22 protein-coding genes and 3 tRNA genes are annotated in these 22,214 nt (G+C 55.2%); 17 read left to right on the forward strand and 8 right to left on the reverse strand.

The genetic code is table 11. The features are described from left to right. The first annotated feature begins 34 nt into the window (after positions 1–34). Positions 35–1,378: a PTS sugar transporter subunit IIC gene (locus PGR29_RS19470; protein ID WP_113374547.1), complete on the forward strand. Its 1,344-nt coding sequence runs from the start codon at positions 35–37 to the stop codon at positions 1,376–1,378. A gap of 37 nt (positions 1,379–1,415) precedes the next feature. Here the strand turns inward: PGR29_RS19470 and fhuF are convergent, their stop codons facing one another. Beyond that, complete coding sequence (gene fhuF / locus PGR29_RS19475) at positions 1,416–2,204, reverse strand: siderophore-iron reductase FhuF (RefSeq protein WP_316425157.1); 789 nt, start codon at positions 2,202–2,204, stop codon at positions 1,416–1,418. A 112-nt stretch (positions 2,205–2,316) separates the two neighbouring features. Then, positions 2,317–3,363 carry a GGDEF domain-containing protein gene (locus PGR29_RS19480; RefSeq protein WP_113374549.1) on the reverse strand — a complete coding sequence of 349 codons (1,047 nt, stop codon included), beginning with the start codon at positions 3,361–3,363 and terminating at the stop codon, positions 2,317–2,319. Between the two features lie 265 nt (positions 3,364–3,628). Between PGR29_RS19480 and PGR29_RS19485 the strand changes: the two genes are divergently transcribed. Beyond that, positions 3,629–3,868: a DUF1435 domain-containing protein gene (locus tag PGR29_RS19485; RefSeq protein WP_123273287.1), complete on the forward strand. Its 240-nt coding sequence runs from the start codon at positions 3,629–3,631 to the stop codon at positions 3,866–3,868. Positions 3,869–3,889: 21 nt separating this feature from the next. Here PGR29_RS19485 and PGR29_RS19490 read toward each other — a convergent pair. The 4 genes from PGR29_RS19490 to rsmC form a co-directional block, all read right to left on the reverse strand. After that, positions 3,890–3,976, reverse strand: a tRNA-Leu gene (locus tag PGR29_RS19490). Positions 3,977–4,005: 29 nt separating this feature from the next. After that, positions 4,006–4,092: transfer RNA gene (locus PGR29_RS19495), tRNA-Leu, on the reverse strand. 28 nt (positions 4,093–4,120) lie between these two features. Continuing rightward, positions 4,121–4,207: transfer RNA gene (locus PGR29_RS19500), tRNA-Leu, on the reverse strand. A gap of 173 nt (positions 4,208–4,380) precedes the next feature. After that, complete coding sequence (gene rsmC, locus PGR29_RS19505; RefSeq protein ID WP_045395931.1) at positions 4,381–5,409, reverse strand: 16S rRNA (guanine(1207)-N(2))-methyltransferase RsmC; 1,029 nt, start codon at positions 5,407–5,409, stop codon at positions 4,381–4,383. A 102-nt stretch (positions 5,410–5,511) separates the two neighbouring features. Between rsmC and PGR29_RS19510 the strand changes: the two genes are divergently transcribed. The 12 genes from PGR29_RS19510 (at position 5,512) to deoD (ending at position 16,651) form a co-directional block, all read left to right on the forward strand. Beyond that, a complete protein-coding gene (locus tag PGR29_RS19510) occupies positions 5,512–5,925 on the forward strand; it encodes a DNA polymerase III subunit psi (RefSeq protein ID WP_015368390.1) in 414 nt (137 codons plus the stop codon). Then, the gene (rimI, locus tag PGR29_RS19515; RefSeq protein WP_087858214.1) at positions 5,894–6,340 is read left to right on the forward strand and encodes a ribosomal protein S18-alanine N-acetyltransferase; all 447 of its coding nucleotides are present in this window, start codon (positions 5,894–5,896) and stop codon (positions 6,338–6,340) included. The genes PGR29_RS19510 and rimI overlap by 32 nt, the downstream gene beginning before the upstream one ends. Before the next feature lie 14 nt (positions 6,341–6,354). Continuing rightward, positions 6,355–7,032, forward strand: a complete 678-nt coding sequence (gene yjjG / locus PGR29_RS19520; RefSeq protein WP_045395924.1) for a pyrimidine 5'-nucleotidase — start codon at positions 6,355–6,357, stop codon at positions 7,030–7,032. 91 nt (positions 7,033–7,123) lie between these two features. Next, complete coding sequence (gene prfC, locus PGR29_RS19525; protein WP_045395922.1) at positions 7,124–8,713, forward strand: peptide chain release factor 3; 1,590 nt, start codon at positions 7,124–7,126, stop codon at positions 8,711–8,713. A 217-nt stretch (positions 8,714–8,930) separates the two neighbouring features. Then, positions 8,931–9,542, forward strand: coding sequence for a molecular chaperone OsmY (osmY, locus tag PGR29_RS19530; RefSeq protein WP_045395920.1), 612 nt, complete (start codon positions 8,931–8,933; stop codon positions 9,540–9,542). 123 nt (positions 9,543–9,665) lie between these two features. Next, positions 9,666–9,827 (forward strand): DUF1328 domain-containing protein, encoded by a 162-nt coding sequence (locus PGR29_RS19535; protein ID WP_015368384.1) that lies wholly within the window; start codon positions 9,666–9,668, stop codon positions 9,825–9,827. A 151-nt stretch (positions 9,828–9,978) separates the two neighbouring features. Further along, positions 9,979–11,052 (forward strand): patatin-like phospholipase family protein, encoded by a 1,074-nt coding sequence (locus PGR29_RS19540; RefSeq protein ID WP_045395919.1) that lies wholly within the window; start codon positions 9,979–9,981, stop codon positions 11,050–11,052. Then, a complete protein-coding gene (locus PGR29_RS19545; RefSeq protein WP_289578337.1) occupies positions 11,049–11,834 on the forward strand; it encodes a metal-dependent hydrolase in 786 nt (261 codons plus the stop codon). Before PGR29_RS19540 ends, PGR29_RS19545 begins: the two co-directional genes overlap by 4 nt. A 408-nt stretch (positions 11,835–12,242) precedes the next feature. Beyond that, entirely contained in the window at positions 12,243–13,022 is a 780-nt protein-coding gene (deoC, locus tag PGR29_RS19550; protein ID WP_015368381.1) for a deoxyribose-phosphate aldolase, read from the forward strand. A 113-nt stretch (positions 13,023–13,135) separates the two neighbouring features. After that, a complete protein-coding gene (gene deoA / locus PGR29_RS19555) occupies positions 13,136–14,458 on the forward strand; it encodes a thymidine phosphorylase (protein WP_087858282.1) in 1,323 nt (440 codons plus the stop codon). A gap of 52 nt (positions 14,459–14,510) precedes the next feature. Then, on the forward strand, positions 14,511–15,734 hold the full coding sequence (gene deoB, locus PGR29_RS19560; RefSeq protein WP_045395913.1) for a phosphopentomutase: 1,224 nt from the start codon (positions 14,511–14,513) through the stop codon (positions 15,732–15,734). Between the two features lie 197 nt (positions 15,735–15,931). Then, positions 15,932–16,651, forward strand: a complete 720-nt coding sequence (deoD, locus tag PGR29_RS19565; RefSeq protein ID WP_002887789.1) for a purine-nucleoside phosphorylase — start codon at positions 15,932–15,934, stop codon at positions 16,649–16,651. Between the two features lie 79 nt (positions 16,652–16,730). On the opposite strand, the gene lplA is transcribed toward deoD, so the two are convergent. Continuing rightward, a complete protein-coding gene (lplA, locus tag PGR29_RS19570; protein ID WP_316425158.1) occupies positions 16,731–17,747 on the reverse strand; it encodes a lipoate--protein ligase LplA in 1,017 nt (338 codons plus the stop codon). 17 nt (positions 17,748–17,764) lie between these two features. Further along, positions 17,765–18,397, reverse strand: a complete 633-nt coding sequence (locus PGR29_RS19575; RefSeq protein ID WP_015368377.1) for a YtjB family periplasmic protein — start codon at positions 18,395–18,397, stop codon at positions 17,765–17,767. A 104-nt stretch (positions 18,398–18,501) separates the two neighbouring features. Between PGR29_RS19575 and serB the strand changes: the two genes are divergently transcribed. The 3 genes from serB to nadR all read left to right on the forward strand — a co-directional run bounded on the left by serB (position 18,502) and on the right by nadR (position 22,165). Next, positions 18,502–19,473: a phosphoserine phosphatase gene (gene serB, locus PGR29_RS19580; RefSeq protein WP_316425159.1), complete on the forward strand. Its 972-nt coding sequence runs from the start codon at positions 18,502–18,504 to the stop codon at positions 19,471–19,473. A 9-nt stretch (positions 19,474–19,482) separates the two neighbouring features. Then, entirely contained in the window at positions 19,483–20,865 is a 1,383-nt protein-coding gene (gene radA, locus PGR29_RS19585; protein WP_015368375.1) for a DNA repair protein RadA, read from the forward strand. Positions 20,866–20,932: 67 nt separating this feature from the next. After that, on the forward strand, positions 20,933–22,165 hold the full coding sequence (gene nadR, locus PGR29_RS19590; protein WP_020079664.1) for a multifunctional transcriptional regulator/nicotinamide-nucleotide adenylyltransferase/ribosylnicotinamide kinase NadR: 1,233 nt from the start codon (positions 20,933–20,935) through the stop codon (positions 22,163–22,165). Positions 22,166–22,214: the final 49 nt, after the last annotated feature.

Genomic DNA, 22,214 nt, shown 5'->3' on the forward strand with positions numbered 1-22,214 from the left:
GGTCCTGTTTCGATAGCCTGTCAGGAGGGCTGCTATGTCTGCAAACCATGCTGCGTTTAATCTGATATTTCGCTTTGTAGAGAACTATATAAGTCCCGTTGCCGGGCGCATTTCATCGCAGCGCCACGTCATGGCTATTCGTGACGGATTTATCTCGGCCATGCCGTTTATGATTGTAGGCTCCTTTCTCTTGGTCTTCGCCTATCCGCCGTTTTCACCGGATACCACCTGGGGCTTCGCCCGCGCCTGGCTGGATTTGGCCAAAGAGTTCGAAGGACGCATTCTGACGCCTTTTGATATGACCATGGGCATCATGTCTATTTATATCTGCGCGGCGATTTCCTACAACCTGGGCAAACATTATGAAAAGGCGTACCAGCTCGATCCTTTCATGTGCGCCATGCTGTCGATCATGGCCTTTCTACTGATCGCTGCGCCAAAAACCAATGGCAGTCTGCCGGTTGATAGCCTGGGAGGTACCGGGATCTTTACCGCGATCCTGGTGGCGATTTACTGTGTTGAGATGATGCGTTTCTTAAGGGCGCACAACATCGGGATCCGCCTACCGGATCAAGTGCCGCCGATGATCAAAAACTCTTTCGATCTGTTGATCCCGGTTCTGGTGGTGGTACTGACGCTCTATCCTCTGAGCTTGTTTATCCAGCATCATTTCGACCTGCTGATTCCGCAGGCCATTATGGCTATCTTTAAGCCGCTGGTATCCGCTGCGGATTCATTACCGGCTATTCTGCTGGCAGTGTTGATTGGCCACCTGCTGTGGTTCGCAGGGATTCACGGGGCGGCGATTGTTTCCGGTATGCTGCAGATGTTCTGGCTCACTAATCTGGGGATGAACCAGCAGGCTCTGGCGCAGGGCGCGCCGCTACCGCATATTTTCATGGAAGCGTTCTGGACGTTCTTTATTGTCGTAGGCGGTTCTGGCGCCACGATGGGCTTGGTGTTCTGTTATCTACGCAGTCGTTCTGCGCATTTGCGCTCTATTGGTCGTTTAAGCGTGGTGCCAAGCCTGTTTAACATTAACGAGCCGGTTATCTTCGGTACGCCTATCGTCATGAACCCGGTATTCTTTATTCCGTTCCTGCTGGCGCCGATGGTTAACGCGGTGATTGCCTGGGCGGCCATGAAGTTGGATCTGATAGGCCGAGTTATCTCTGTCGTACCGTGGACGGCGCCGGCGCCGATTGGCGGCGCATGGGCTCTGGGATGGGATTTCCGCGCGGCGATCCTGGTCGTTATTCTTGCTTGCGTATCGGCAATCATCTACTTCCCGTTCTTTAAGGTGTACGAAAAGCAACTGCTGGCGCAGGAAGCTGAAGAGGCGCAGCGCGCCGAGCAGGAGAACGAGCAGACCGCATAAAATAACAACGGGCGGCATATTGCCGCCCGTCAGATGATTACTTTAACGTGCAGTCGCCGCATTGCTGAACGTCCGGCAGGCGATAACGTTGACAGCAAGTTCGTCGTACCAGTAGCCCTTCGCGCACGACTACCGTCCGCCACAGCGGATTATCCTCGCCACTGGCCTGCTGTTTTGCAAAAAAGCAGTGTTGACGTAGCGCGTTAACCTGCTCGTCGCCAAGCAGATTTTTCATTTCACCGAGATACCAGTTAATCAAATAGCCGGTATTGCTCCAGATAAGCTTACCGTTAATGTCGCCGGTAGCTTCCAGCGCTTCCACCACCGGCTTCAGGGCTTTATTGACCAACATATCCATACGCGCTTGCGCGGAAAGCATTAGCGCATCATGGTCGGCATGCACGTCAATCCAGAAGCAAGCCGCGCGCCCGCTTTCATGGAACTCAACGCGAAAATGCTCCGGTTCAAGGCTAATAGCTTGTTCTTCTGTTAGTAACGCCAGCATCAGCGGCGGTACCAGCAGGCCGATATACCACTGTGCCCACAGTGACAGCAGGGGTTTTTGTTCACGCGGCTGGCCGGGCTGATGGCGATAAATATGATCGGAATAGGTGGACAACAACGAAATGAGGGTAGTGGGTTGCGACCATTCCGCGAGGGTCAGGGTAAGCGGCGGCGCTTCTTCATCCAGACGCAGGAAATCCAGCAGATGCGGGCGTACCGCCGCGATCTTTTCCCGTATCGCATTCGCCAAAGCGTGCTCGACGGGCGCAAGCGGCGCTCGCCAAATAATATCATCGCTGAAGGAGAAGGTACGGTAAGCCATCAGATTTCCAGATACAAATCTAAATGATAATGATTGCTGATACTAGTTGTTCACCGCAGGGAGCGCAAGCGATTTGTCAGCGCCGCGTATCCCTCGCGGCGGGCTGGAAGCGTTAGTTGACGAGAATGATATTACGCCCCTGATTTTTGGCTTCATATAGCGCGCTATCGGCGCGTTTTATCGCACTGTCGATATCGCCATCCACCAGCGGGGTCATACCTATACTGATGGTGACATTGGTAGCGACGCTCTCGTTAAAACGATGCGCGATTTTTAAATCGTAAACCCGCTGGCGAATGCGTTCTGCCGTCTGGAAGGCGGTTTCCGCCGTGCTACTGGTTAGCACGACCATGAACTCTTCACCGCCAAAGCGAGCGACGATATCGCGTGAGCGCACGGAATTACGAATCGCCGCCGATACCTGGATTAACGCCTGGTCGCCCATCATATGGCCATAGTTATCGTTGTAGGCTTTGAAATGGTCAATATCCAACAGCAGGATGAAATGTTCGCGCGAATCCACTGCCAGGATGTTATCCATCCGGTTTTGCAAGCCGCGACGGTTATAAAGGCCGGTCAAAGGATCAAGCATACTGAGATCGTTCAGGGTGTTACGCTCTTGCAGCAATTTATCCATTAGCCCTTGGGTAAAATTATCGCTGCGCTTTTGCATAATGTTTTGCAACGTAATCCCGGCAACAGGCAGGACAAAGCAGTAAAACATCCGCAGCCATTGTTCACCGCCAGCCAGCGCCAGACACACCATAAAAGTCGGTAGAGAATGTAGAGTAAAGGCGATGATATTGTTAGAAAAAGCGATAGTTCCAATAAACAGGATGCTTAATAAGGCAATAACCAGAAAGTTAAAATGCGGAGGGGGTAACAATGAGGATTTTATTACGATGTGCCAGGCCCATAGCACGCCAAATAACAGAGAAATAACAGGAATATTTATTTTCTGTTTTGGGAATTTCCAATTCCATAACAATAAGCCCAGGCTGGCCGCACAGATCAGCGCACTCGGCAATGTGACGGTGACAATGGTAAACAGCGGGCTGAACAGCGCCAGAGCAGCAGAAACACAATTAAGTAATAAAAAAAGTCGTAAGGAATACTGATATTTTTGCTCATAATGAGCCCGCCAGGTTTGTGCAGTCATATAGGTACTATCATTATTAGTAGTTAAGTTTCAAGATGATGGCTGCCAAAGGGGGAAAATATAAAACAATGCATAATATAAGGATATCTGCGCAAATGATCAGACAATTTAATATATAGATTTAATTTGCTTAATTTATCATCCCAATGAATGTATGTCATTACCCCTGAGTGCAAGAGTAATAAAAGTTGAACGCCCTGAGATGACAAATGATAAAAATTATCATATGATATTGGTTATCATTATCGTTGTAAGAGGCAAAACCATGTTGCAGCGAGCTTTAGGGAGTGGTTGGGGAATTCTGCTGCCGGGCGTTCTGGTGATGGTGTTAGGCATGATTGGTCTGCCGGTGGAAGCCTGGCGCGTGATGATTGCTTTGGGGTTATTACTATCGGCGGCTATGATCTGGCACCGTCAGTTGCGTCATTTCGTACTGTTGCCGTCAAGCGTAGCGTTGGTTAGTGGAATAATGCTGATAATGTTGAATTTGAAGCTGATGGGATAAAACAGAGAAGGGTAAGAATATTGGTGCGAGGGGGGGGACTTGAACCCCCACGTCCGTAAGGACACTAACACCTGAAGCTAGCGCGTCTACCAATTCCGCCACCTTCGCACAGTATTCTTAATCTGATATCGCCTCGTTGGTGCGAGGGGGGGGACTTGAACCCCCACGTCCGTAAGAACACTAACACCTGAAGCTAGCGCGTCTACCAATTCCGCCACCTTCGCACAGTGCGAGCGATATCAACGTGGATTATGGTGCGAGGGGGGGGACTTGAACCCCCACGTCCGTAAGGACACTAACACCTGAAGCTAGCGCGTCTACCAATTCCGCCACCTTCGCATACCATCGACACTATAAAAAGTATCGTTACCACGGAGGCGCATTCTAGTGGTTTTCGGCGACACGTCAATAGTTAATTATGCAGGTTTTATCGATTGCTGCAAAAATCGGCTATTCAGAGCGGAGGGAAGTACCGGCGGCGCATTGGGAGCGCCGCCGGCAAGGATCAATGATTATTTCTTCGCCTGGCGAGTCATCACCGTGCGGTAAACTTTGAAACGGCCGGTTTGGGCGATCACTTCGTGGAAGCCAAACGTCTCATCCAGGACCTGCGGATACGGCAGGAAGGCGTTGGCGACGATACGCAGTTCGCCGCCACTGTTCAGATGGCGGACCGCGCCGCGGATCAGCGCCTGCGCCGCTTCAAGACTGGTCTGCAGGCCGTCGTGGAATGGCGGATTTGAGATGATCATGTCAAAACGGCCGTTGACTTCAGAGAAGACGTTACTGGCAAAGACCTCGCCTTCAAAACCATTCGCGGCAAGCGTCGCGCGGCTGGCTTCAACCGCCGGAGCGCTGACGTCGCATAGCGTCAGGCGTACCTTCGGCGAATGGCTGGCCAGTACCGCGGCCAGCACCCCAGCGCCGCAGCCGACATCAAGCACTTTACCTTTGGTATGCGGTTGCAGGGTTGACAGCAGCAGTTGGCTGCCAACATCAAGGCCGTCGCGGCTGAACACGCCCGGCAGCGTTTTAATGGTCAGGTTATCAAGCGCGTACTCGTTCCAGTACTGTTCGGCGTTGAAGGAGGGCTGTTTTTCCAGACGGCCGTGGTAGAGACCGCAGCGGCGGGCGCTATCCACTTTATTCAGCGGCGCGTATTCGGCGAGCATTTGCTCGGCGCTACGTACGCCGCTGCGGTTTTCGCCGATCACGAAAATATCGATCCCCACCGGCAGCAAAGAGAGGAGGTTCATCAGTTGGAACTGCGCTTCCGGCTTGTTCTTCGGCCAGTAGTAGATCAGGGTGTCGCAATCGGCGACGTCGGCGGCCTCGGCCACTAAGCTAAAGCGAACGTTGTCGCCCATCTGGCGATTCAGGACCTGCCAGTGGTGGAATTGTTGGGTGTGAGCGCGGCTGGCCGCGGTATCCAGACGTGCAGGCAGGTCATCCTGCAGGTCACCGGCAAACAGAACGCGGGCGGACTCGAAATCATCACTGTGGCGCAGCAAGACTTCACTTGCCGGGGTAAAAGCTGACATGAAACACTCCTTCAATAAGACTGGCGCCGATTATAGTAGTTTGTTGGCGCAGATACGACGGATTTGCTATATTGCGCGCTTGTTTAACAGGAGTGTTTCGCTATGACTTCCCGACGAGACTGGCAATTACAGCAACTGGGAATTACCCAGTGGTCGCTGCGTCGCCCGGGGGCGTTGCAGGGCGAAATCGCTATCTCGCTTCCTGAACATATTCGTCTGGTGATGGTGGCAGAAACCCCTCCATCGCTGACTGAACCGCTCATTAGCGATATTCTGCGCGCGCTCTCGATTCGCGCCGATCAGGTACTGCAGCTTACGCCGGACCGGGTAGCGATGCTGCCGCAAAATAGCCGCTGCAACAGCTGGCGACTGGGCTGCGAGACGCCGCTGTCGCTGGCGGGCGCCCAGGTCTCGACGCCCGTTTTTGATGAACTTCAGAGCAGCGCGCCGGCTCGCATCGCGCTCTGGCAACAAATCTGCGCACATGAACACGATTTCTACCCTCAGCACGGCTGATTTATCCAAAGCCTGGCAAATCGAAAAACGCGCCCACGCTTTTCCGTGGAGCGAACAAACCTTTGCCAGCAATCAGGGTGAACGTTATCTGAATTACCAACTAGCAGTCGATGGGGAAATGGCGGCATTTGCCATTACTCAGATTGTTCTTGATGAAGCGACGCTTTTTAACATCGCCGTCGACCCCGCATACCAGCGCCGCGGCCTGGGACGGGAACTGCTGGAACATGTTATTGATGAAGTTGAAAAACTTGGCGTCGCCACGCTGTGGCTGGAGGTGCGGGCATCGAATGTCGCCGCCATCGCGCTCTACGAAAGCTTAGGCTTTAACGAGGCGACTATCCGCCGCAATTACTACCCTACGGCCGACGGGCGTGAAGACGCAATTATCATGGCTCTGCCAATCAGTATGTAAGACAAGGTGAAACGATGAAATGGGACTGGATTTTCTTTGATGCCGATGAAACGTTGTTTACGTTTGATTCTTTCAGCGGCTTACAGCGGATGTTTCTCGACTATAGCGTGACATTTACCGCCGAAGATTTTCAGGACTATCAGGCCGTTAATAAGCCGCTGTGGGTGGATTATCAAAACGGCGCCATCACCTCGCTACAATTACAGCATCAGCGTTTTGATAGCTGGGCGGAACGGTTGAACGTCCCCCCGGGCGAACTGAACGACGCTTTCATGAATGCGATGGCAGAAATCTGCGCGCCGCTGCCGGGCGCCGTATCGTTGCTGGATGCGCTGCAGGGCAAGGTAAAAATGGGCATCATCACCAACGGTTTTACCTCGTTGCAGCAGACTCGTCTGGAGCGTACCGGCCTGCGCGATCATTTTGATTTGCTGATTATTTCTGAGGAAGTCGGCGTCGCGAAGCCGGATGCGCGTATCTTCGACTATGCGCTGGCGCAGGCGGGTAATCCGTCGCGCGACAGGGTATTGATGGTCGGCGATACCGCCGAGTCGGATATCCGCGGCGGCGTCAATGCCGGGCTTGCCACCTGTTGGCTGAATGCGCACCAGCAAACGCTGCCGGCAGACCTGCAGCCCGACTGGACGGTGACCTCTTTAAGCGAACTGGAGCAACTCCTGTGTAAACACTAATTGCCTCCCCCCCATTGATGGGTAAAATAGCCGCAATTTTTCGTATTCCACATGCGCGGCCCGTTGCCGCGTTTACTTAGAAGATTGAATTATGACGTTGTCTCCTTATCTGCAAGAGGTGGCCAAACGCCGCACTTTTGCCATTATTTCTCACCCGGATGCCGGTAAGACCACCATCACTGAAAAAGTGCTGCTGTTCGGACAGGCGATTCAGACCGCCGGTACCGTGAAGGGCCGCGGCTCCAGCCAGCATGCTAAATCCGACTGGATGGAGATGGAAAAGCAGCGTGGGATCTCAATTACCACCTCGGTGATGCAGTTCCCGTACCATGACTGCCTGGTTAACCTGCTGGATACCCCGGGGCACGAAGACTTCTCCGAAGATACCTACCGTACCCTGACGGCGGTTGACTGCTGTCTGATGGTTATCGATGCGGCGAAAGGCGTCGAAGATCGTACCCGCAAGCTGATGGAAGTTACCCGTCTGCGCGATACGCCGATCCTCACCTTTATGAACAAACTCGACCGTGATATCCGCGATCCGATGGAATTGCTCGATGAAGTCGAAAATGAGCTGAAAATCGGCTGTGCGCCGATTACCTGGCCTATCGGCTGCGGCAAGCTGTTTAAAGGGGTTTATCATCTTTATAAAGATGAAACTTACCTCTATCAGACCGGTAAAGGGCACACCATTCAGGAAGTGCGAGTGGTTAAGGGGCTGAATAACCCTGAGCTGGATGCCGCGGTGGGCGACGATCTGGCGCAGCAGCTGCGCGATGAACTGGAACTGGTACAGGGCGCTTCGAACGAGTTCGATAAAGATCTGTTCCTGGCGGGCGAAATTACTCCGGTGTTCTTCGGCACCGCATTAGGCAACTTCGGCGTGGATCATATGCTGGATGGCCTGGTGGAATGGGCGCCAGCGCCGATGCCGCGTAACACTGATACCCGTGAAGTGACGGCCGCAGAAGAGAAATTCACCGGCTTCGTGTTTAAGATTCAGGCCAACATGGACCCGAAACACCGCGACCGCGTGGCCTTTATGCGCGTGGTATCCGGCAAATACGAGAAAGGCATGAAGCTGCGTCAGGTGCGTATCGGCAAGGACGTGGTGATTTCCGACGCGCTGACCTTTATGGCGGGCGACCGTTCGCACGTTGAAGAAGCCTACCCGGGCGATATCATTGGTCTGCATAACCACGGCACCATTCAGATTGGCGACACCTTTACCCAGGGCGAAATGATGAAGTTCACCGGTATTCCGAACTTCGCGCCGGAACTGTTCCGTCGTATTCGCCTCAAGGATCCGCTGAAGCAGAAACAGCTGCTGAAAGGGCTGGTACAGCTCTCTGAAGAGGGCGCGGTACAGGTCTTCCGCCCTATCGCTAATAACGATCTGATCGTTGGCGCCGTCGGCGTGCTGCAGTTTGACGTGGTAGTAGCGCGTCTGAAAAGCGAATATAACGTTGAAGCGATTTACGAATCCGTCAACGTGGCCACCGCGCGCTGGGTTGAATCAACTGACGTGAAAAAATTCGAAGAGTTCAAGCGTAAGAACGAAGTTCAGCTGGCGCTGGATGGCGGCGATAATCTGACCTATATCGCCCCGACGATGGTTAACCTGAACCTGACGCAAGAGCGTTATCCTGATGTGGTGTTCCGCAAAACGCGCGAGCACTAATGTCTCTCTGGAGCGCGGCGATGCTGCGCTCCAGCCCGTTTTGTCCGCCTTCATCCTTACCATAGAAAGTTCTTAAATCTGCGCAAATCGTAGCTTTTTTATTCAAACCCTCCGCCGCATCTCCGCTCATCTACTATATTTATTAAGCACTTTTCAGAAACCTGGCTGAATAAATAGCCATTTGTTTTACCAAAGCAGACATCGTGAGGGCATACCAATGACCAGACTAAAGAGCGCCAGGCTATTGCTGCCTCTCTTCTTAGGCTCAGCGTTGATAAGCGCCTCGACCTATGCGGAAACCACCGCAACCGATAGCGCGAAGGCTGCCGCGACCAGCGCCGGAGAAAGCGTCGATAAGTCGATCAACAAGGTTGGCGATTTTATGGATGACAGCACGATCACTGCCCGTGTTAAAGCGGCGCTGATTGATGACAAAAGTATCCGTAGCACCGATATCTCGGTGAAAACGGAAAACAAAGTCGTGACCTTAAGCGGGACCGTGGAGAGCGCTGAGCAAAAATCACAGGCCGTCAGCGCGGCGAAAGGCGTCGAAGGAGTGAGTTCGGTAAGCGATAAGCTGACCGTGGCGGGGGAAAAATCAGCCAGCCTGAAGGGCTATGCTGGCGACACCGCAATCACCAGCGAAGTCAAAGCCAAACTGCTGGCGGACGATATCGTTCCGTCGCGTAAGGTTACGGTGGAGACCAGCAACGGGGTAGTTCATCTCTCCGGGACGCTGGAATCCAGCAAGCAGGTCGATCGCGCGGCAGACATTGCCAAAGCGGTAACCGGTGTTAAGGGCGTGAAGAACGATCTTAAAGTGCAGTAAGGGTATTCATTAAAAGATATTCGCCAGCGGCGAGACCGCTGAGCGAGTTGTACGCAGGGTTGATGTATGCGCGGCCTGAGCGCGCAGAAAAGCGACCGTTAATCATATGGTAAGGAGAACAGTATGTTTAGATGGGGCATTATTTTTCTGATCATCGCGTTGATTGCCGCCGCATTGGGCTTTGGTGGTCTGGCGGGTACCGCGGCGTGGGCGGCTAAAATCGTCTTTGTTGTCGGTATTATCATTTTCCTGGTCAGCCTGTTTACCGGTCGAAAACGACCCTAGAGGCGATATGCCGAAAGGCGTGAATCAATAACCGCGCAGTGATGACATAACGTCTTACATAAAGCCAGTCAATGTGACTGGCTTTTGCGGTTTCAGGGGACGACAATTTGCGTTACTTTAATGACAGAAAATAAACAAACAGGAAAGCAGGGTGGGGCAGCGCATTCCCGTGACGTTGGGCAATATTGCCCCGTTAGCGGTAAAACCCTTCCGTCCAGGCAAACTTGCTCTGGTGTGCGAAGGCGGTGGTCAGCGAGGTATTTTCACAGCCGGGGTTCTGGACGAATTCATGCGCGCCGGATTTAACCCTTTCGACCTGATGCTTGGCACTTCCGCTGGCGCGCAAAACATCTCCGCTTATATCTGTAATCAGCAGGGCTACGCCCGCAAAGTCATTACGCGTTATACCACCTCAAGGCAGTTTTTCGACCCGATGCGCTTTGTTCGCGGCGGCAATCTTATCGATCTCGATTGGCTGGTCGATTCCACTTCGCAACAAATGCCGCTGGCGATGAACTATGCCGAGGAGCAGTTTGCGCTGGGTAAAGAGCTGTGGATGTGCGCCTGCCGCGGTGACGACTACACGGCAAACTATTTTTCCCCCACCCGCCAGACCTGGCTCGACCTGATCCGCGCCTCCAGCGCCATTCCCGGCTTCTACCGTAGCGGCGTCCTGCTGGATGGCGTGAGCTACCTCGATGGCGGCGTCAGCGATGCGATCCCGGTGCAGGAGGCGGCGCGCCGCGGCGCGCAGACTATCGTGGTGATCCGTACCGTCCCTTCGCAGATGTTCTACACCCCGCAGTGGTTTAAACGAATGGAACGCTGGCTGGGAGAAAGCAGCCTGCAGCCTTTTGTGAACCTGGTACAGCACCACGAAACCACCTATCGCGCGACGCAGCAGTTTATTGAAAAACCGCCGGGTAAACTGCGGATATTCGAAATTTATCCGCAGCGGCCGCTGCGCAGTATGGCGCTTGGCAGCCGTCTGCCGGCGCTGCTGGAAGATTATAAAACCGGGCGCCAGTGCGGCCGCTACTTCCTTGCCACGGTAGGGAAACTGCTGACTGAGCAACCGCCTCTGTTACGCCATGCGCCGCGTGTGGCAAGGCCGACGCCGGTGGTGGTGCCGCCGCTGCCGGTGGCTAACGAAACGCCGCAACAGGCGATTATCACCGCGCCGCAGGCTAATGACCCCAGCTTTAATAACGAGGATCTGGCGTGACGTTACGCTTTATTGATACCCACTGTCACTTCGATTTTCCCCCGTTTACAGAGGATGAACCCGCAAGTATCGCGAGGGCGGCGCAGGCCGGCGTTGGGCGTATTATCGTGCCGTCGATAGCCGCCGCGCGCTTTGCTCGCGTGCTGGCGCTGGCGGAGCAACACGAGCCGCTGTATGCCGCGCTAGGGATGCATCCTATTGTTATCGAACAGCATGATGACCGCGGATTAGCGCAACTGGAAAGCTATCTTGCACAGCGTCATCCGAAACTCGTGGCCGTCGGAGAGATTGGCCTCGATCTCTACCGCGACGATCCGCAATTCGATCGCCAGCAGGCGCTGCTGGAAGCGCAGCTTCGGCTGGCGAAGCGTTACGATTTGCCGGTGATCCTGCATTCGCGGCGCACCCACGATAAGCTGGCGATGTTGCTAAAAAAACATAACCTGCCGCGCGCCGGGGTGGTGCATGGTTTTGCCGGCAGCCTGCAGCAGGCGGAACGTTTTGTACAGCTGGGCTATAAGATTGGCGTCGGCGGCACCATTACCTATCCCCGCGCCAGCAAAACTCGTGATGTTATGGCGCGTCTGCCGCTTTCTTCGCTGTTGCTGGAAACCGATGCTCCGGATATGCCGCTCAATGGTTTTCAGGGGCAGCCGAACCGCCCGGAACAGGCGGCCCGCGTCTTTGACGCGCTATGTGAACTGCGCGCGGAACCGGCGCAGGAAATTGAAGCGGCGCTACTGGCGAATACCAAAAGCCTCTTTACCGCGCTCACTCTCTAACGGCCCACCTTCTGGGCAAAGTCGTCCCCGGCTCTGGCAGGGTGTGATAATCCCATCATTTTTTGTAAATATAAAATCTATTACATTTCAATTAGAAAGTATATTTATGGCCAGTGGTTGCACAATTTGTGCGCCATGGCGTCGAGATAATTCGTTTTGATATGTTAGAATAATAACATCGATAAGAACTTAGGTTTGCCGATTATGCTTAAACAGGACATGACCGGTAGATTGGCGGTAATCGATGGTTAATTGTGAGTTATGTCACGTTACAGTAATGCAAATTAGTAATTAGTTTTCATTAACTGTGATGAATGTCGAAGTGTAATGGCGAGCGGTTGTTACAATAGTAACAGGCTCGCAAGGTGAACAAACTATTGAACCGGCAATACGCCGTCGGAGTATGAAATGACTGATTTGAAAGCAAGCAGCCTGCGCGCGTTGAAACTGATGGATCTGACCACCCTGAATGATGACGACACCAATGAGAAGGTGATCGCGCTGTGTCATCAGGCGAAAACCCCGGTGGGCAATACCGCCGCTGTCTGTATCTACCCGCGTTTTATCCCGATTGCCCGTAAGACGCTGAACGAACAAGGAACGCCGGACATCCGTATCGCGACGGTGACTAACTTCCCGCATGGTAATGACGATATTGATATCGCGCTGGCGGAAACCCGCGCGGCAATCGCCTATGGCGCGGATGAAGTGGATGTGGTTTTCCCGTACCGCGCGCTGATCGCTGGTAACGAGCAGGTTGGTTTTGATCTGGTGAAAGCCTGTAAAGAAGCCTGTGCGGCGGCGAATGTGCTGCTGAAAGTGATCATCGAAACCGGCGAACTGAAAGAAGAAGCGTTGATTCGTAAAGCGTCTGAAATCTCTATTAAAGCGGGCGCGGATTTCATCAAAACTTCGACCGGTAAAGTGCCGGTAAATGCGACGCCGGAAAGCGCGCGCATCATGATGGAAGTCATCCGCGATATGGGCGTTGAGAAAACCGTTGGCTTCAAACCTGCCGGCGGCGTGCGCAGCGCGGAAGACGCGCAGCAGTTCCTGGCGATTGCCGATGAACTGTTCGGCGCCGATTGGGCTGATTCCCGTCACTACCGTTTCGGCGCATCAAGCCTGTTGGCTAGCCTGCTGAAAGCCCTGGGTCACGGCGACGGTAAGAGCGCCAGCAGCTACTAATCCCTTGATATGCCGGATGGTGCTTCGCTTATCCGGCCTACGAATTGATGCCTGTAGGCCGGATAAGGCGCTCGCGCCGCCATCCGGCGATTTATACCATTTGGGAGGTTACCGTGTTTCTCGCACAAGAAATTATTCGTAAAAAACGTGATGGTCATGCATTAAGCGATGAGGAGATTCGCTTTTTCATCAACGGCATCCGCGATAATACTATCTCTGAAGGACAGATCGCCGCGCTGGCGATGACCATCTTCTTCCATGATATGTCTATGCCGGAACGTGTTTCGCTGACCATGGCGATGCGGGATTCAGGAACCGTTCTCGACTGGAAAAGCCTTAACCTCAACGGCCCGATCGTCGATAAACACTCGACCGGCGGCGTGGGTGACGTCACCTCGCTGATGCTGGGGCCAATGGTTGCCGCCTGCGGCGGTTACGTACCGATGATCTCCGGGCGCGGTCTCGGCCATACCGGCGGTACGCTTGATAAACTGGAAGCGATCCCGGGCTTCGATATCTTCCCGGACGACGCGCGTTTCCGCGAAATTATTAAAGATGTCGGCGTGGCGATCATCGGGCAGACCAGCTCGCTCGCCCCGGCTGACAAACGTTTCTATGCCACCCGCGATATTACCGCGACGGTGGATTCCATCCCGCTGATTACCGCGTCTATTCTGGCCAAGAAACTGGCGGAAGGTCTGGATGCGCTGGTGATGGACGTCAAAGTCGGCAGCGGCGCCTTTATGCCGACGTATGAGCTTTCTGAAGCGCTTGCCGAAGCGATCGTTGGCGTCTCCAACGGCGCCGGCGTGCGCACGACCGCGCTGTTAACTGATATGAACCAGGTGCTGGCCTCCAGTGCGGGTAACGCCGTTGAAGTTCGCGAAGCGGTGCAGTTCCTGACCGGTGAATATCGTAACCCACGCCTGTACGACGTCACCATGGCGCTGTGTGTGGAAATGCTGATTTCCGGCAAGCTGGCGGCGGATGACGCCGAGGCGCGCGCGAAATTGCAGGCGGTGCTGGATAACGGTAAAGCTGCCGAAGTCTTTGGCCGTATGGTGGCGGCGCAGAAGGGGCCGAACGACTTTGTCGAAAACTATGCGAAATACCTGCCGACGGCAATGCTGAGCAAAGCCGTCTATGCTGAAGGCGCCGGATTTGTCTCTGAAATGGATACCCGCGCGCTGGGGATGGCGGTGGTGTCGATGGGCGGCGGTCGTCGTCAGGCTTCCGATACTATTGACTACAGCGTTGGCTTTACCGATATGGCGCGCCTTGGCGATAAAGTCGATGGCGAACGTCCGCTGGCGGTGATTCATGCGAAAGATGAATCCAGCTGGCAGGAAGCGGCCAAAGCCGTGAAAGCGGCAATTAAACTGGACGCTCAAGCCCCAGAAATTACACCGACGGTCTATCGCCGAATCACCAAGTAGCGATATACTGATCTGATCGCTTTTTTGCAGCGCATGATGTATGGAGAACAAGATGAAACGTGCATTTATTATGGTGCTGGACTCCTTTGGGATTGGCGCAACGGAAGATGCTGACCGCTTTGGCGATGTGGGCGCCGATACCATGGGCCACATTGCGGAAGCCTGCGCCAAAGGTGAAGCTGACAATGGTCGTAAAGGCCCGCTGAATTTACCTAACCTGACCCGTCTGGGCCTGGTGAAAGCGCATGAAGGTTCTACCGGTAAAATTGCCGCCGGTATGGACGGTAATGCCGAAGTCGTTGGCGCCTACGCCTGGGCGCATGAACTCTCTTCCGGTAAAGATACGCCGTCTGGCCACTGGGAAATCGCCGGCGTGCCGGTGCTGTTTGATTGGGGCTACTTCAGCGATCATGAAAACAGCTTCCCGCAGGAACTGCTGGATAAACTGGTTAAGCGCGCGAACCTGCCGGGCTACCTCGGCAACTGCCACTCATCCGGTACCGTGATTCTGGATCAACTGGGTGAAGAGCATATGAAAACCGGGAAACCGATTTTCTATACCTCTGCTGACTCGGTGTTCCAGATAGCCTGTCACGAAGAGACTTTCGGTCTCGACAAGCTGTATGAGCTGTGCGAAATCGCCCGTGAAGAACTGACCGAAGGCGGCTATAACATTGGCCGCGTGATTGCGCGTCCGTTCGTGGGCGACAAAGCCGGTAACTTCCAGCGTACCGGTAACCGTCACGACCTGGCGGTCGAACCGCCGGCGCCGACCGTGCTGCAAAAGCTGGTCGACGAGAAAAACGGTCACGTGGTTTCCGTGGGTAAAATCGCCGACATCTACGCCAACTGCGGCATCACTAAGAAGGTGAAAGCCACCGGGCTGGACGCGCTGTTCGACGCGACCATCAAAGAGATGAAGGAAGCGGGCGACGAGACTATCGTCTTCACTAACTTCGTCGACTTTGACTCCTCCTGGGGTCACCGTCGTGACGTCGCTGGCTACGCAGCGGGTCTGGAACTGTTTGACCGCCGTCTGCCGGAGCTGATGGAGCTGGTTGGGGAAGACGACATTCTGATCCTCACCGCCGACCACGGCTGCGACCCGACCTGGACCGGTACCGACCACACTCGCGAGCACATTCCGGTGCTGGTGTACGGTCCGAAAGTGAAGCCGGGTTCGTTAGGCCACCGCGAAACTTTCGCGGATATCGGCCAGACGCTGGCGACATACTTTGGTACGTCGCCGATGGCGTACGGTAAAAACATGCTGTAATACCCGTTGTCTTTCGCGCTGTAGATGCGTTGACTTCATTCGCTCACCCCGGTCACATAGTTAATCTATGCTCCCGGGGATTCACGAATTCGTCGCCTTCCTACAACGCGAAATCCTTAGGGTATTTGAATACGTTTTGTAGGCCTGACAAGGCGTAGCCGCCATCAGGCTCGAACAATTTATATAAGGATAAAACGATGGCTACCCCACACATTAACGCAGAAATGGGCGATTTCGCTGACGTAGTTTTGATGCCGGGCGACCCGCTGCGCGCGAAGCACATTGCAGAAACCTTCCTCGAAGACGTGCGTGAAGTAAACAACGTGCGCGGCATGCTGGGCTTCACCGGTACCTACAAAGGCCGCAAAATCTCCGTGATGGGCCACGGTATGGGTATCCCATCCTGCTCTATCTACACCAAAGAGCTGATCACCGATTTCGGCGTGAAAAAAATCATCCGTGTCGGCTCCTGCGGCGCGGTACGTGAAGATGTCAAACTGCGTGATGTGGTTATCGGCATGGGCGCGTGCACCGACTCTAAAGTCAACCGTCTGCGCTTCAAAGACCATGACTTCGCGGCGATTGCCGATTTCGGCATGGTACGTAACGCGGTAGACGCAGCCAAAGCGCTGGGCGTTGACGCGCGCGTCGGCAACATCTTCTCCGCTGACCTGTTCTATACGCCGGACCCGTCTATGTTCGACGTGATGGAAAAATACGGCATTCTGGGCGTGGAAATGGAAGCGGCCGGCATTTATGGCGTCGCGGCGGAGTTCGGCGCGAAAGCGCTGACCATTTGCACCGTTTCCGATCATATCCGTACCCACGAGCAGACCACTGCCGCTGAGCGTCAGACGACCTTCAACGATATGATCAAAATCGCGCTGGAATCCGTACTACTGGGCGATAAAGAGTAAGACCTGTTGTGCCGGGTGGCGGCTTCGCCTGACCCGGCCTACGGTTTCCCAGGCCCGCTAAGCGCAGCGGGCTTTTTTATCAGCGCACCGCGCCGGCCATCCACGCCGACAGTTCTTTTAGTTCCGCTTCCTGCTCCGGGAAATCGGCGAGCAGCGCCTCACACTGCTGCTGTAATATTTCCGCCCGATACTGACAACCGACTAATCGTGCCGCCAGCGCCTCGAGCGGCGCCGGGTTCAGGCTATCGGTAAAAGCCTGCGCGCGGGTGATATGGCCCTTCTCGACGTCAAAATGCAGCTCGACGCCGCCCCAGCTAAAGCGCTCATCCAGCAGGTGAGAGAAAGCGGGCGCCTGACCGAAGTTCCACTCCCAGCTGCTCTGGCGGGCGAAGGTCTCGGCAAAATTCGGCAGATCCGGCGTGTTGTCCGGCGAAATGACTTCCGCCGCTACCCGTTCGCCGTAATGGTTGAAGAATGCCTCCTGAATGGCTTCGCAAATCTGCTGGTGGGTAATGCCCGGTAGGAGTTCAACCAAGTTCGCTACGCGCCCGCGTACCGAGGTAATGCCCTTGGCCTGCAGCTTTTTTTTGTCCGGATTAAGATAGTTGGCGAGACGGCTTAAGTCGGCGTTTAGCAGCAGAGTGCCGTGATGAAAACCGCGGTCCATCGTTTCGCGATAGGCTGAACCAGAAACCTTGCGGTCGCCGTTGTCGGTTTTGACCACCAGATCGTTGCGCCCGGAGGCCTCCGCGGTCACGCCAAGCGAATTCAACGCCGCCAGCACGATAGCGGTAGAAACGGTTTTGTCGTATTCCGGTTTGCCCGCCATAAAGGTAAAGCAGGTATTGCCGAGGTCGTGGAAAACCGCGCCGCCGCCGCTGCTGCGACGGGCCAGCCGCACGTGATCCTCTTCCATGCGCCGGGTATTACACTCCTTCCACGGGTTCTGCGCGCGGCCAATAACCACGGTGTCGGCGTTACGCCACAGAAACAGCACCCGTTGGGTGGCCGGCATCTGGCGGAAAATACACTCTTCTACCGCCAGGTTAAACCAGGGGTCGTAGGAGTCGGAGAGCAACAGGCGGAGCGTCGGCATAGGATATCCTTGTCTGGTTAATCTTTATCTTCGTCCTGGACGGGCTTATTCGCGGTGAGCAGGAAGGGCGATTGCTGCCAGCGGGTACGTTTACCTTGCAGCAATGTGCGGGTCAGCACCACGCCGATTGCCAGCGACAACAGCAGCATCAGGCGTAAGATATTGGTGGTATTATCCACCTGTTTCGCCTCAGTGGCCAACGTGTGGGTATCCAGCGTCAGGCGCAGATAGCCGACCGGGCCGTTTTTGCCGAGGATCGGCTCGACGATTTGCTGGTTAAAGTAGCCGCCGGCTTTTTTGCCATCCAACGCCAGGCGGTCGCGCACGTCGACGCTTTCGCCGGAGCGAGCCACCAGATCGCCCTGTTCATCATATACCCCGGCATCGAGCACCCGGCTTTTATCCGTCAGCTGTTCCAGCAGGCGGGTAATGCGCTTTTCGTCGGGCGTTTCGCTACGCATCAGCGGCGCCAGGTTCAGCGTAACCTGCTGCGCCAGCGTTCGCGCCAGCTCTTCCAGCTGCGGATTACGCTGCTTTTGGCTATTCTGACTGAACCATGAGGCGCCCTGCATCAGCGCGACGAGAAGCGCGAGACAGATCAGAACAATGACGGCGCGATGCAGTCGGAATTTCAGTTTTGCTCGTACCATATTCCACCTTTGAAAATTTGCAGCTTAATGTTGCCAGAAGCGCTGGTTACAAGGTAGCCTCATGCGTTATTTTCCTCGCCTGAATGAAGAGATGTGGAGCCGTAATGCCTAACAGTTTGACCTGGTGCGACCTGCCCGAAGATGTTTCCTTGTGGCCTGGGTTGCCGCTTTCCCTGAGCGGCGACGAGGTCATGCCGCTGGATTATCACGCCGGGCGCAGCGGCTGGCTGCTGTATGGTCGCGGTCTTGATAAACGTCGGCTGACGGCGTGGCAGCGCGAGCTCGGCGCGGCGCTGGTCATCGTCTCTTCCTGGGTCGTGGAGGATTATCAGGTGATTCGCCTGGCGGGTTCGCTGACGCAGCGCGCCACGCGCCTGGCCCACGAGGCCGGGCTGGACGTCGCGCCGCTGGGAAAAATCCCGCATCTACGCACGCCGGGCCTGTTGGTGATGGATATGGACTCCACGGCGATTCAGATCGAATGTATCGATGAAATCGCTAAGCTTGCCGGCACCGGCGAGCTGGTCTCGGAAGTGACCGAACGCGCGATGCGCGGCGAGCTCGACTTCACCGCCAGCCTGCGCCAGCGCGTCGCCACTCTGAAAGACGCCGACGCGAACATCCTGCTGCAGGTGCGGGAAGCGCTGCCGCTGATGCCGGGGCTGACCCAACTGGTGCTGAAGCTGGAAACGCTGAGCTGGAAGGTGGCCATCGCCTCCGGCGGCTTTACCTTCTTTGCCGAATACCTGCGCGATAAGCTGCATCTCGACGCGGTATTCGCCAACGAGCTGGAAATTATGGACGGGAAGCTCACCGGCAACGTTATCGGCGACATTGTCGATGCCAAATATAAAGCCAACACTCTACGTAAACTGGCGGAAAAATATGAAATTCCGTCGGCGCAAACCGTGGCGATTGGCGATGGTGCCAACGATCTGCCGATGATCAAGGCGGCAGGTCTCGGCATTGCCTATCATGCGAAACCAAAAGTCAATGAACAGGCGGAAGTCACCATCCGCCACGCTGACCTGATGGGGGTATTCTGTATTCTCTCTGGCAGCATGAATCAAAAGTAAGAGGTTAACGTGGCGAAAGCTCCAAAACGCGCATTTGTCTGTAATGAATGTGGTGCGGATTATCCGCGCTGGCAGGGGCAGTGCAGCGCCTGTCATGCCTGGAACACCATCACCGAGATGCGCATCGCCGCCTCGCCGCAGGTGGCGAGAAACGAGCGTCTGTCAGGTTACGCTGGTAATGCCGGCGTGTCGAAGGTACAGAAGCTGTCGGAGATAAGCCTGGAGGCGCTGCCGCGTTTCTCCACCGGATTTAAAGAGTTCGACCGCGTGCTCGGCGGCGGCGTGGTTCCGGGTAGCGCGATTCTAATCGGCGGCAACCCCGGCGCCGGGAAATCGACGCTGCTGCTGCAAACCCTCTGCAAGCTGGCCGAAGGGATGAAAACGCTGTACGTCACCGGGGAAGAATCCCTGCAGCAGGTAGCGATGCGTGCGCATCGTCTCGGGCTGCCGACGGCGAACCTGAATATGCTCTCGGAGACCAGCATCGAGCAAATCTGCCAGATCGCCGATGAAGAAAAGCCGCAGCTGATGGTCATCGACTCCATCCAGGTGATGCATATGGCTGATGTCCAGTCGTCGCCGGGGAGCGTGGCCCAGGTACGTGAAACCGCGGCTTATCTGACGCGCTTTGCCAAAACTCGCGGCGTGGCGATCGTGATGGTCGGCCACGTCACCAAAGATGGCTCGCTGGCCGGGCCGAAAGTACTGGAACACTGTATTGACTGCTCGGTGCTGCTGGACGGCGATGCCGATTCCCGTTTCCGCACGTTGCGCAGCCATAAAAACCGCTTTGGCGCGGTCAACGAACTCGGCGTCTTCGCGATGACCGAGCAAGGCCTGCGCGAAGTCAGCAACCCCTCCGCCATTTTCCTCAGCCGCGGCGATGAAGTCACCTCCGGCAGCTCGGTCATGGTGGTATGGGAAGGTACTCGCCCGCTGCTGGTTGAGATCCAGGCGCTGGTCGATCACTCAATGATGTCTAATCCGCGTCGCGTAGCGGTAGGCCTGGAACAGAACCGTCTGGCGATCCTGCTGGCGGTGCTGCACCGCCATGGCGGCCTGCAGATGGCCGATCAGGACGTCTTCGTTAACGTGGTTGGCGGGGTTAAGGTCACTGAAACCAGCGCCGATCTGGCGCTGCTGCTGGCGATGGTTTCGAGCCTGCGCGATCGCCCGTTGCCGCAGGATCTGGTGGTCTTTGGCGAAGTCGGATTAGCCGGTGAAATTCGCCCGGTGCCAAGCGGCCAGGAACGTATTTCCGAGGCGGCGAAGCACGGGTTCCGTCGCGCCATCGTCCCGGCGGCCAATGTGCCCAAAAAAGCGCCGGAAGGGATGCAAATCTTTGGCGTGAAAAAACTGGCCGATGCGCTGAGCGTTTTTGACGACTTATAATGATACCCGTCATACTTCAGGGTATGACGGGTATCAAACCCGAGTTTGCAGGAGGCACGCATAAACTATGTCGTCATTCGACTATCTGAAAAACGCCATTAAGCAAAAGGGTTGTACGCTGCAGCAGGTGGCGGAAGCCAGCGGGATGACCAAAGGTTATCTCAGTCAGCTATTAAACGCGAAAATCAAAAGCCCGAGCGCCCAGAAGCTTGAAGCGTTACACCGCTTCCTCGGCCTTGAATTCCCGCGCAAACAGAAAAGCGTCGGGGTGGTTTTTGGTAAATTTTATCCGCTGCATACCGGGCATATTTACCTGATTCAGCGCGCCTGTAGCCAGGTCGATGAGCTTCATATCATCATGGGCTATGACGACACTCGCGACCGCGAGCTGTTCGAAGAGAGCGCCATGTCGCAACAGCCGACGGTTCCCGATCGTCTGCGCTGGCTGCTGCAAACCTTTAAATATCAAAAAAATATTCGCATCCACGCCTTCAACGAAGAAGGGATGGAGCCGTACCCGCACGGTTGGGACGTCTGGAGCCGCGGGATCCGCGCCTTCATGAGTGAAAAGGGAATCGAGCCAAACTGGATTTATACCTCAGAAGAGGCCGATGCGCCGCAGTATCTGGAACATCTGGGGATCGAAACCGTGCTTATCGATCCGAAGCGAACCTTCATGAGTATCAGCGGCGGCCAGATCCGCGAAAACCCGTTCCGCTATTGGGAATATATTCCGACTGAGGTCAAACCGTTCTTTGTGCGTACGGTGGCGATCCTCGGCGGCGAGTCGAGCGGTAAATCGACGCTGGTGAATAAGCTCGCCAATATCTTCAATACCACCAGCGCCTGGGAATATGGCCGCGATTACGTCTTTTCACACCTCGGCGGCGATGAAATGGCATTGCAGTATTCCGATTACGATAAAATCGCGCTGGGGCACGCACAGTACATTGATTTCGCGGTGAAATACGCCAATAAAGTGGCGTTTATCGATACTGACTTCGTCAGCACTCAGGCCTTCTGCCTGAAGTACGAAGGCCGCGAACATCCGTTCGTGCAGGCGTTAATCGATGAATACCGCTTTGATCTGGTGATCCTGCTGGAGAACAACACGCCGTGGGTGGCCGATGGGCTGCGTAGCCTCGGTAGTTCGGTAGATCGCAAAGAGTTTCAGACGCTGCTGGTATCGCTGTTGAAAGAAAACGACATTGAGTTCGTGCACGTGGAAGAGTCGGACTACGACGCCCGGTTCCTGCGCTGCGTTGAGCTGGTGAAGCAGCTGATGGGCGAGCAGGGGTAGAGGCTCTGCGGGCTGTAGCCCTCACCCCAACCCTCTCCCAATGGGAGAG

Origin of the sequence: Klebsiella sp. 141203, from assembly GCF_032601985.1 — a bacterium.
In the GTDB taxonomy this organism is placed as follows: domain Bacteria; phylum Pseudomonadota; class Gammaproteobacteria; order Enterobacterales; family Enterobacteriaceae; genus Klebsiella; species Klebsiella aerogenes.

Excerpts from the sequence above, each read along its gene's own strand:
- PGR29_RS19470 (WP_113374547.1), top strand. The coding sequence starts at position 35 with ATGTCTGCAAACCATGCTGCGTTTAATCTGATATTTCGCTTTGTAGAG.
- fhuF (WP_316425157.1), bottom strand. The coding sequence starts at position 2,204 with ATGGCTTACCGTACCTTCTCCTTCAGCGATGATATTATTTGGCGAGCG.
- PGR29_RS19480 (WP_113374549.1), bottom strand. The coding sequence starts at position 3,363 with ATGACTGCACAAACCTGGCGGGCTCATTATGAGCAAAAATATCAGTAT.
- PGR29_RS19485 (WP_123273287.1), top strand. The coding sequence starts at position 3,629 with ATGTTGCAGCGAGCTTTAGGGAGTGGTTGGGGAATTCTGCTGCCGGGC.
- rsmC (WP_045395931.1), bottom strand. The coding sequence starts at position 5,409 with ATGTCAGCTTTTACCCCGGCAAGTGAAGTCTTGCTGCGCCACAGTGAT.
- PGR29_RS19510 (WP_015368390.1), top strand. The coding sequence starts at position 5,512 with ATGACTTCCCGACGAGACTGGCAATTACAGCAACTGGGAATTACCCAG.
- rimI (WP_087858214.1), top strand. The coding sequence starts at position 5,894 with ATGAACACGATTTCTACCCTCAGCACGGCTGATTTATCCAAAGCCTGG.
- yjjG (WP_045395924.1), top strand. The coding sequence starts at position 6,355 with ATGAAATGGGACTGGATTTTCTTTGATGCCGATGAAACGTTGTTTACG.
- prfC (WP_045395922.1), top strand. The coding sequence starts at position 7,124 with ATGACGTTGTCTCCTTATCTGCAAGAGGTGGCCAAACGCCGCACTTTT.
- osmY (WP_045395920.1), top strand. The coding sequence starts at position 8,931 with ATGACCAGACTAAAGAGCGCCAGGCTATTGCTGCCTCTCTTCTTAGGC.
- PGR29_RS19535 (WP_015368384.1), top strand. The coding sequence starts at position 9,666 with ATGTTTAGATGGGGCATTATTTTTCTGATCATCGCGTTGATTGCCGCC.
- deoC (WP_015368381.1), top strand. The coding sequence starts at position 12,243 with ATGACTGATTTGAAAGCAAGCAGCCTGCGCGCGTTGAAACTGATGGAT.
- deoB (WP_045395913.1), top strand. The coding sequence starts at position 14,511 with ATGAAACGTGCATTTATTATGGTGCTGGACTCCTTTGGGATTGGCGCA.
- deoD (WP_002887789.1), top strand. The coding sequence starts at position 15,932 with ATGGCTACCCCACACATTAACGCAGAAATGGGCGATTTCGCTGACGTA.
- lplA (WP_316425158.1), bottom strand. The coding sequence starts at position 17,747 with ATGCCGACGCTCCGCCTGTTGCTCTCCGACTCCTACGACCCCTGGTTT.
- PGR29_RS19575 (WP_015368377.1), bottom strand. The coding sequence starts at position 18,397 with ATGGTACGAGCAAAACTGAAATTCCGACTGCATCGCGCCGTCATTGTT.
- serB (WP_316425159.1), top strand. The coding sequence starts at position 18,502 with ATGCCTAACAGTTTGACCTGGTGCGACCTGCCCGAAGATGTTTCCTTG.
- nadR (WP_020079664.1), top strand. The coding sequence starts at position 20,933 with ATGTCGTCATTCGACTATCTGAAAAACGCCATTAAGCAAAAGGGTTGT.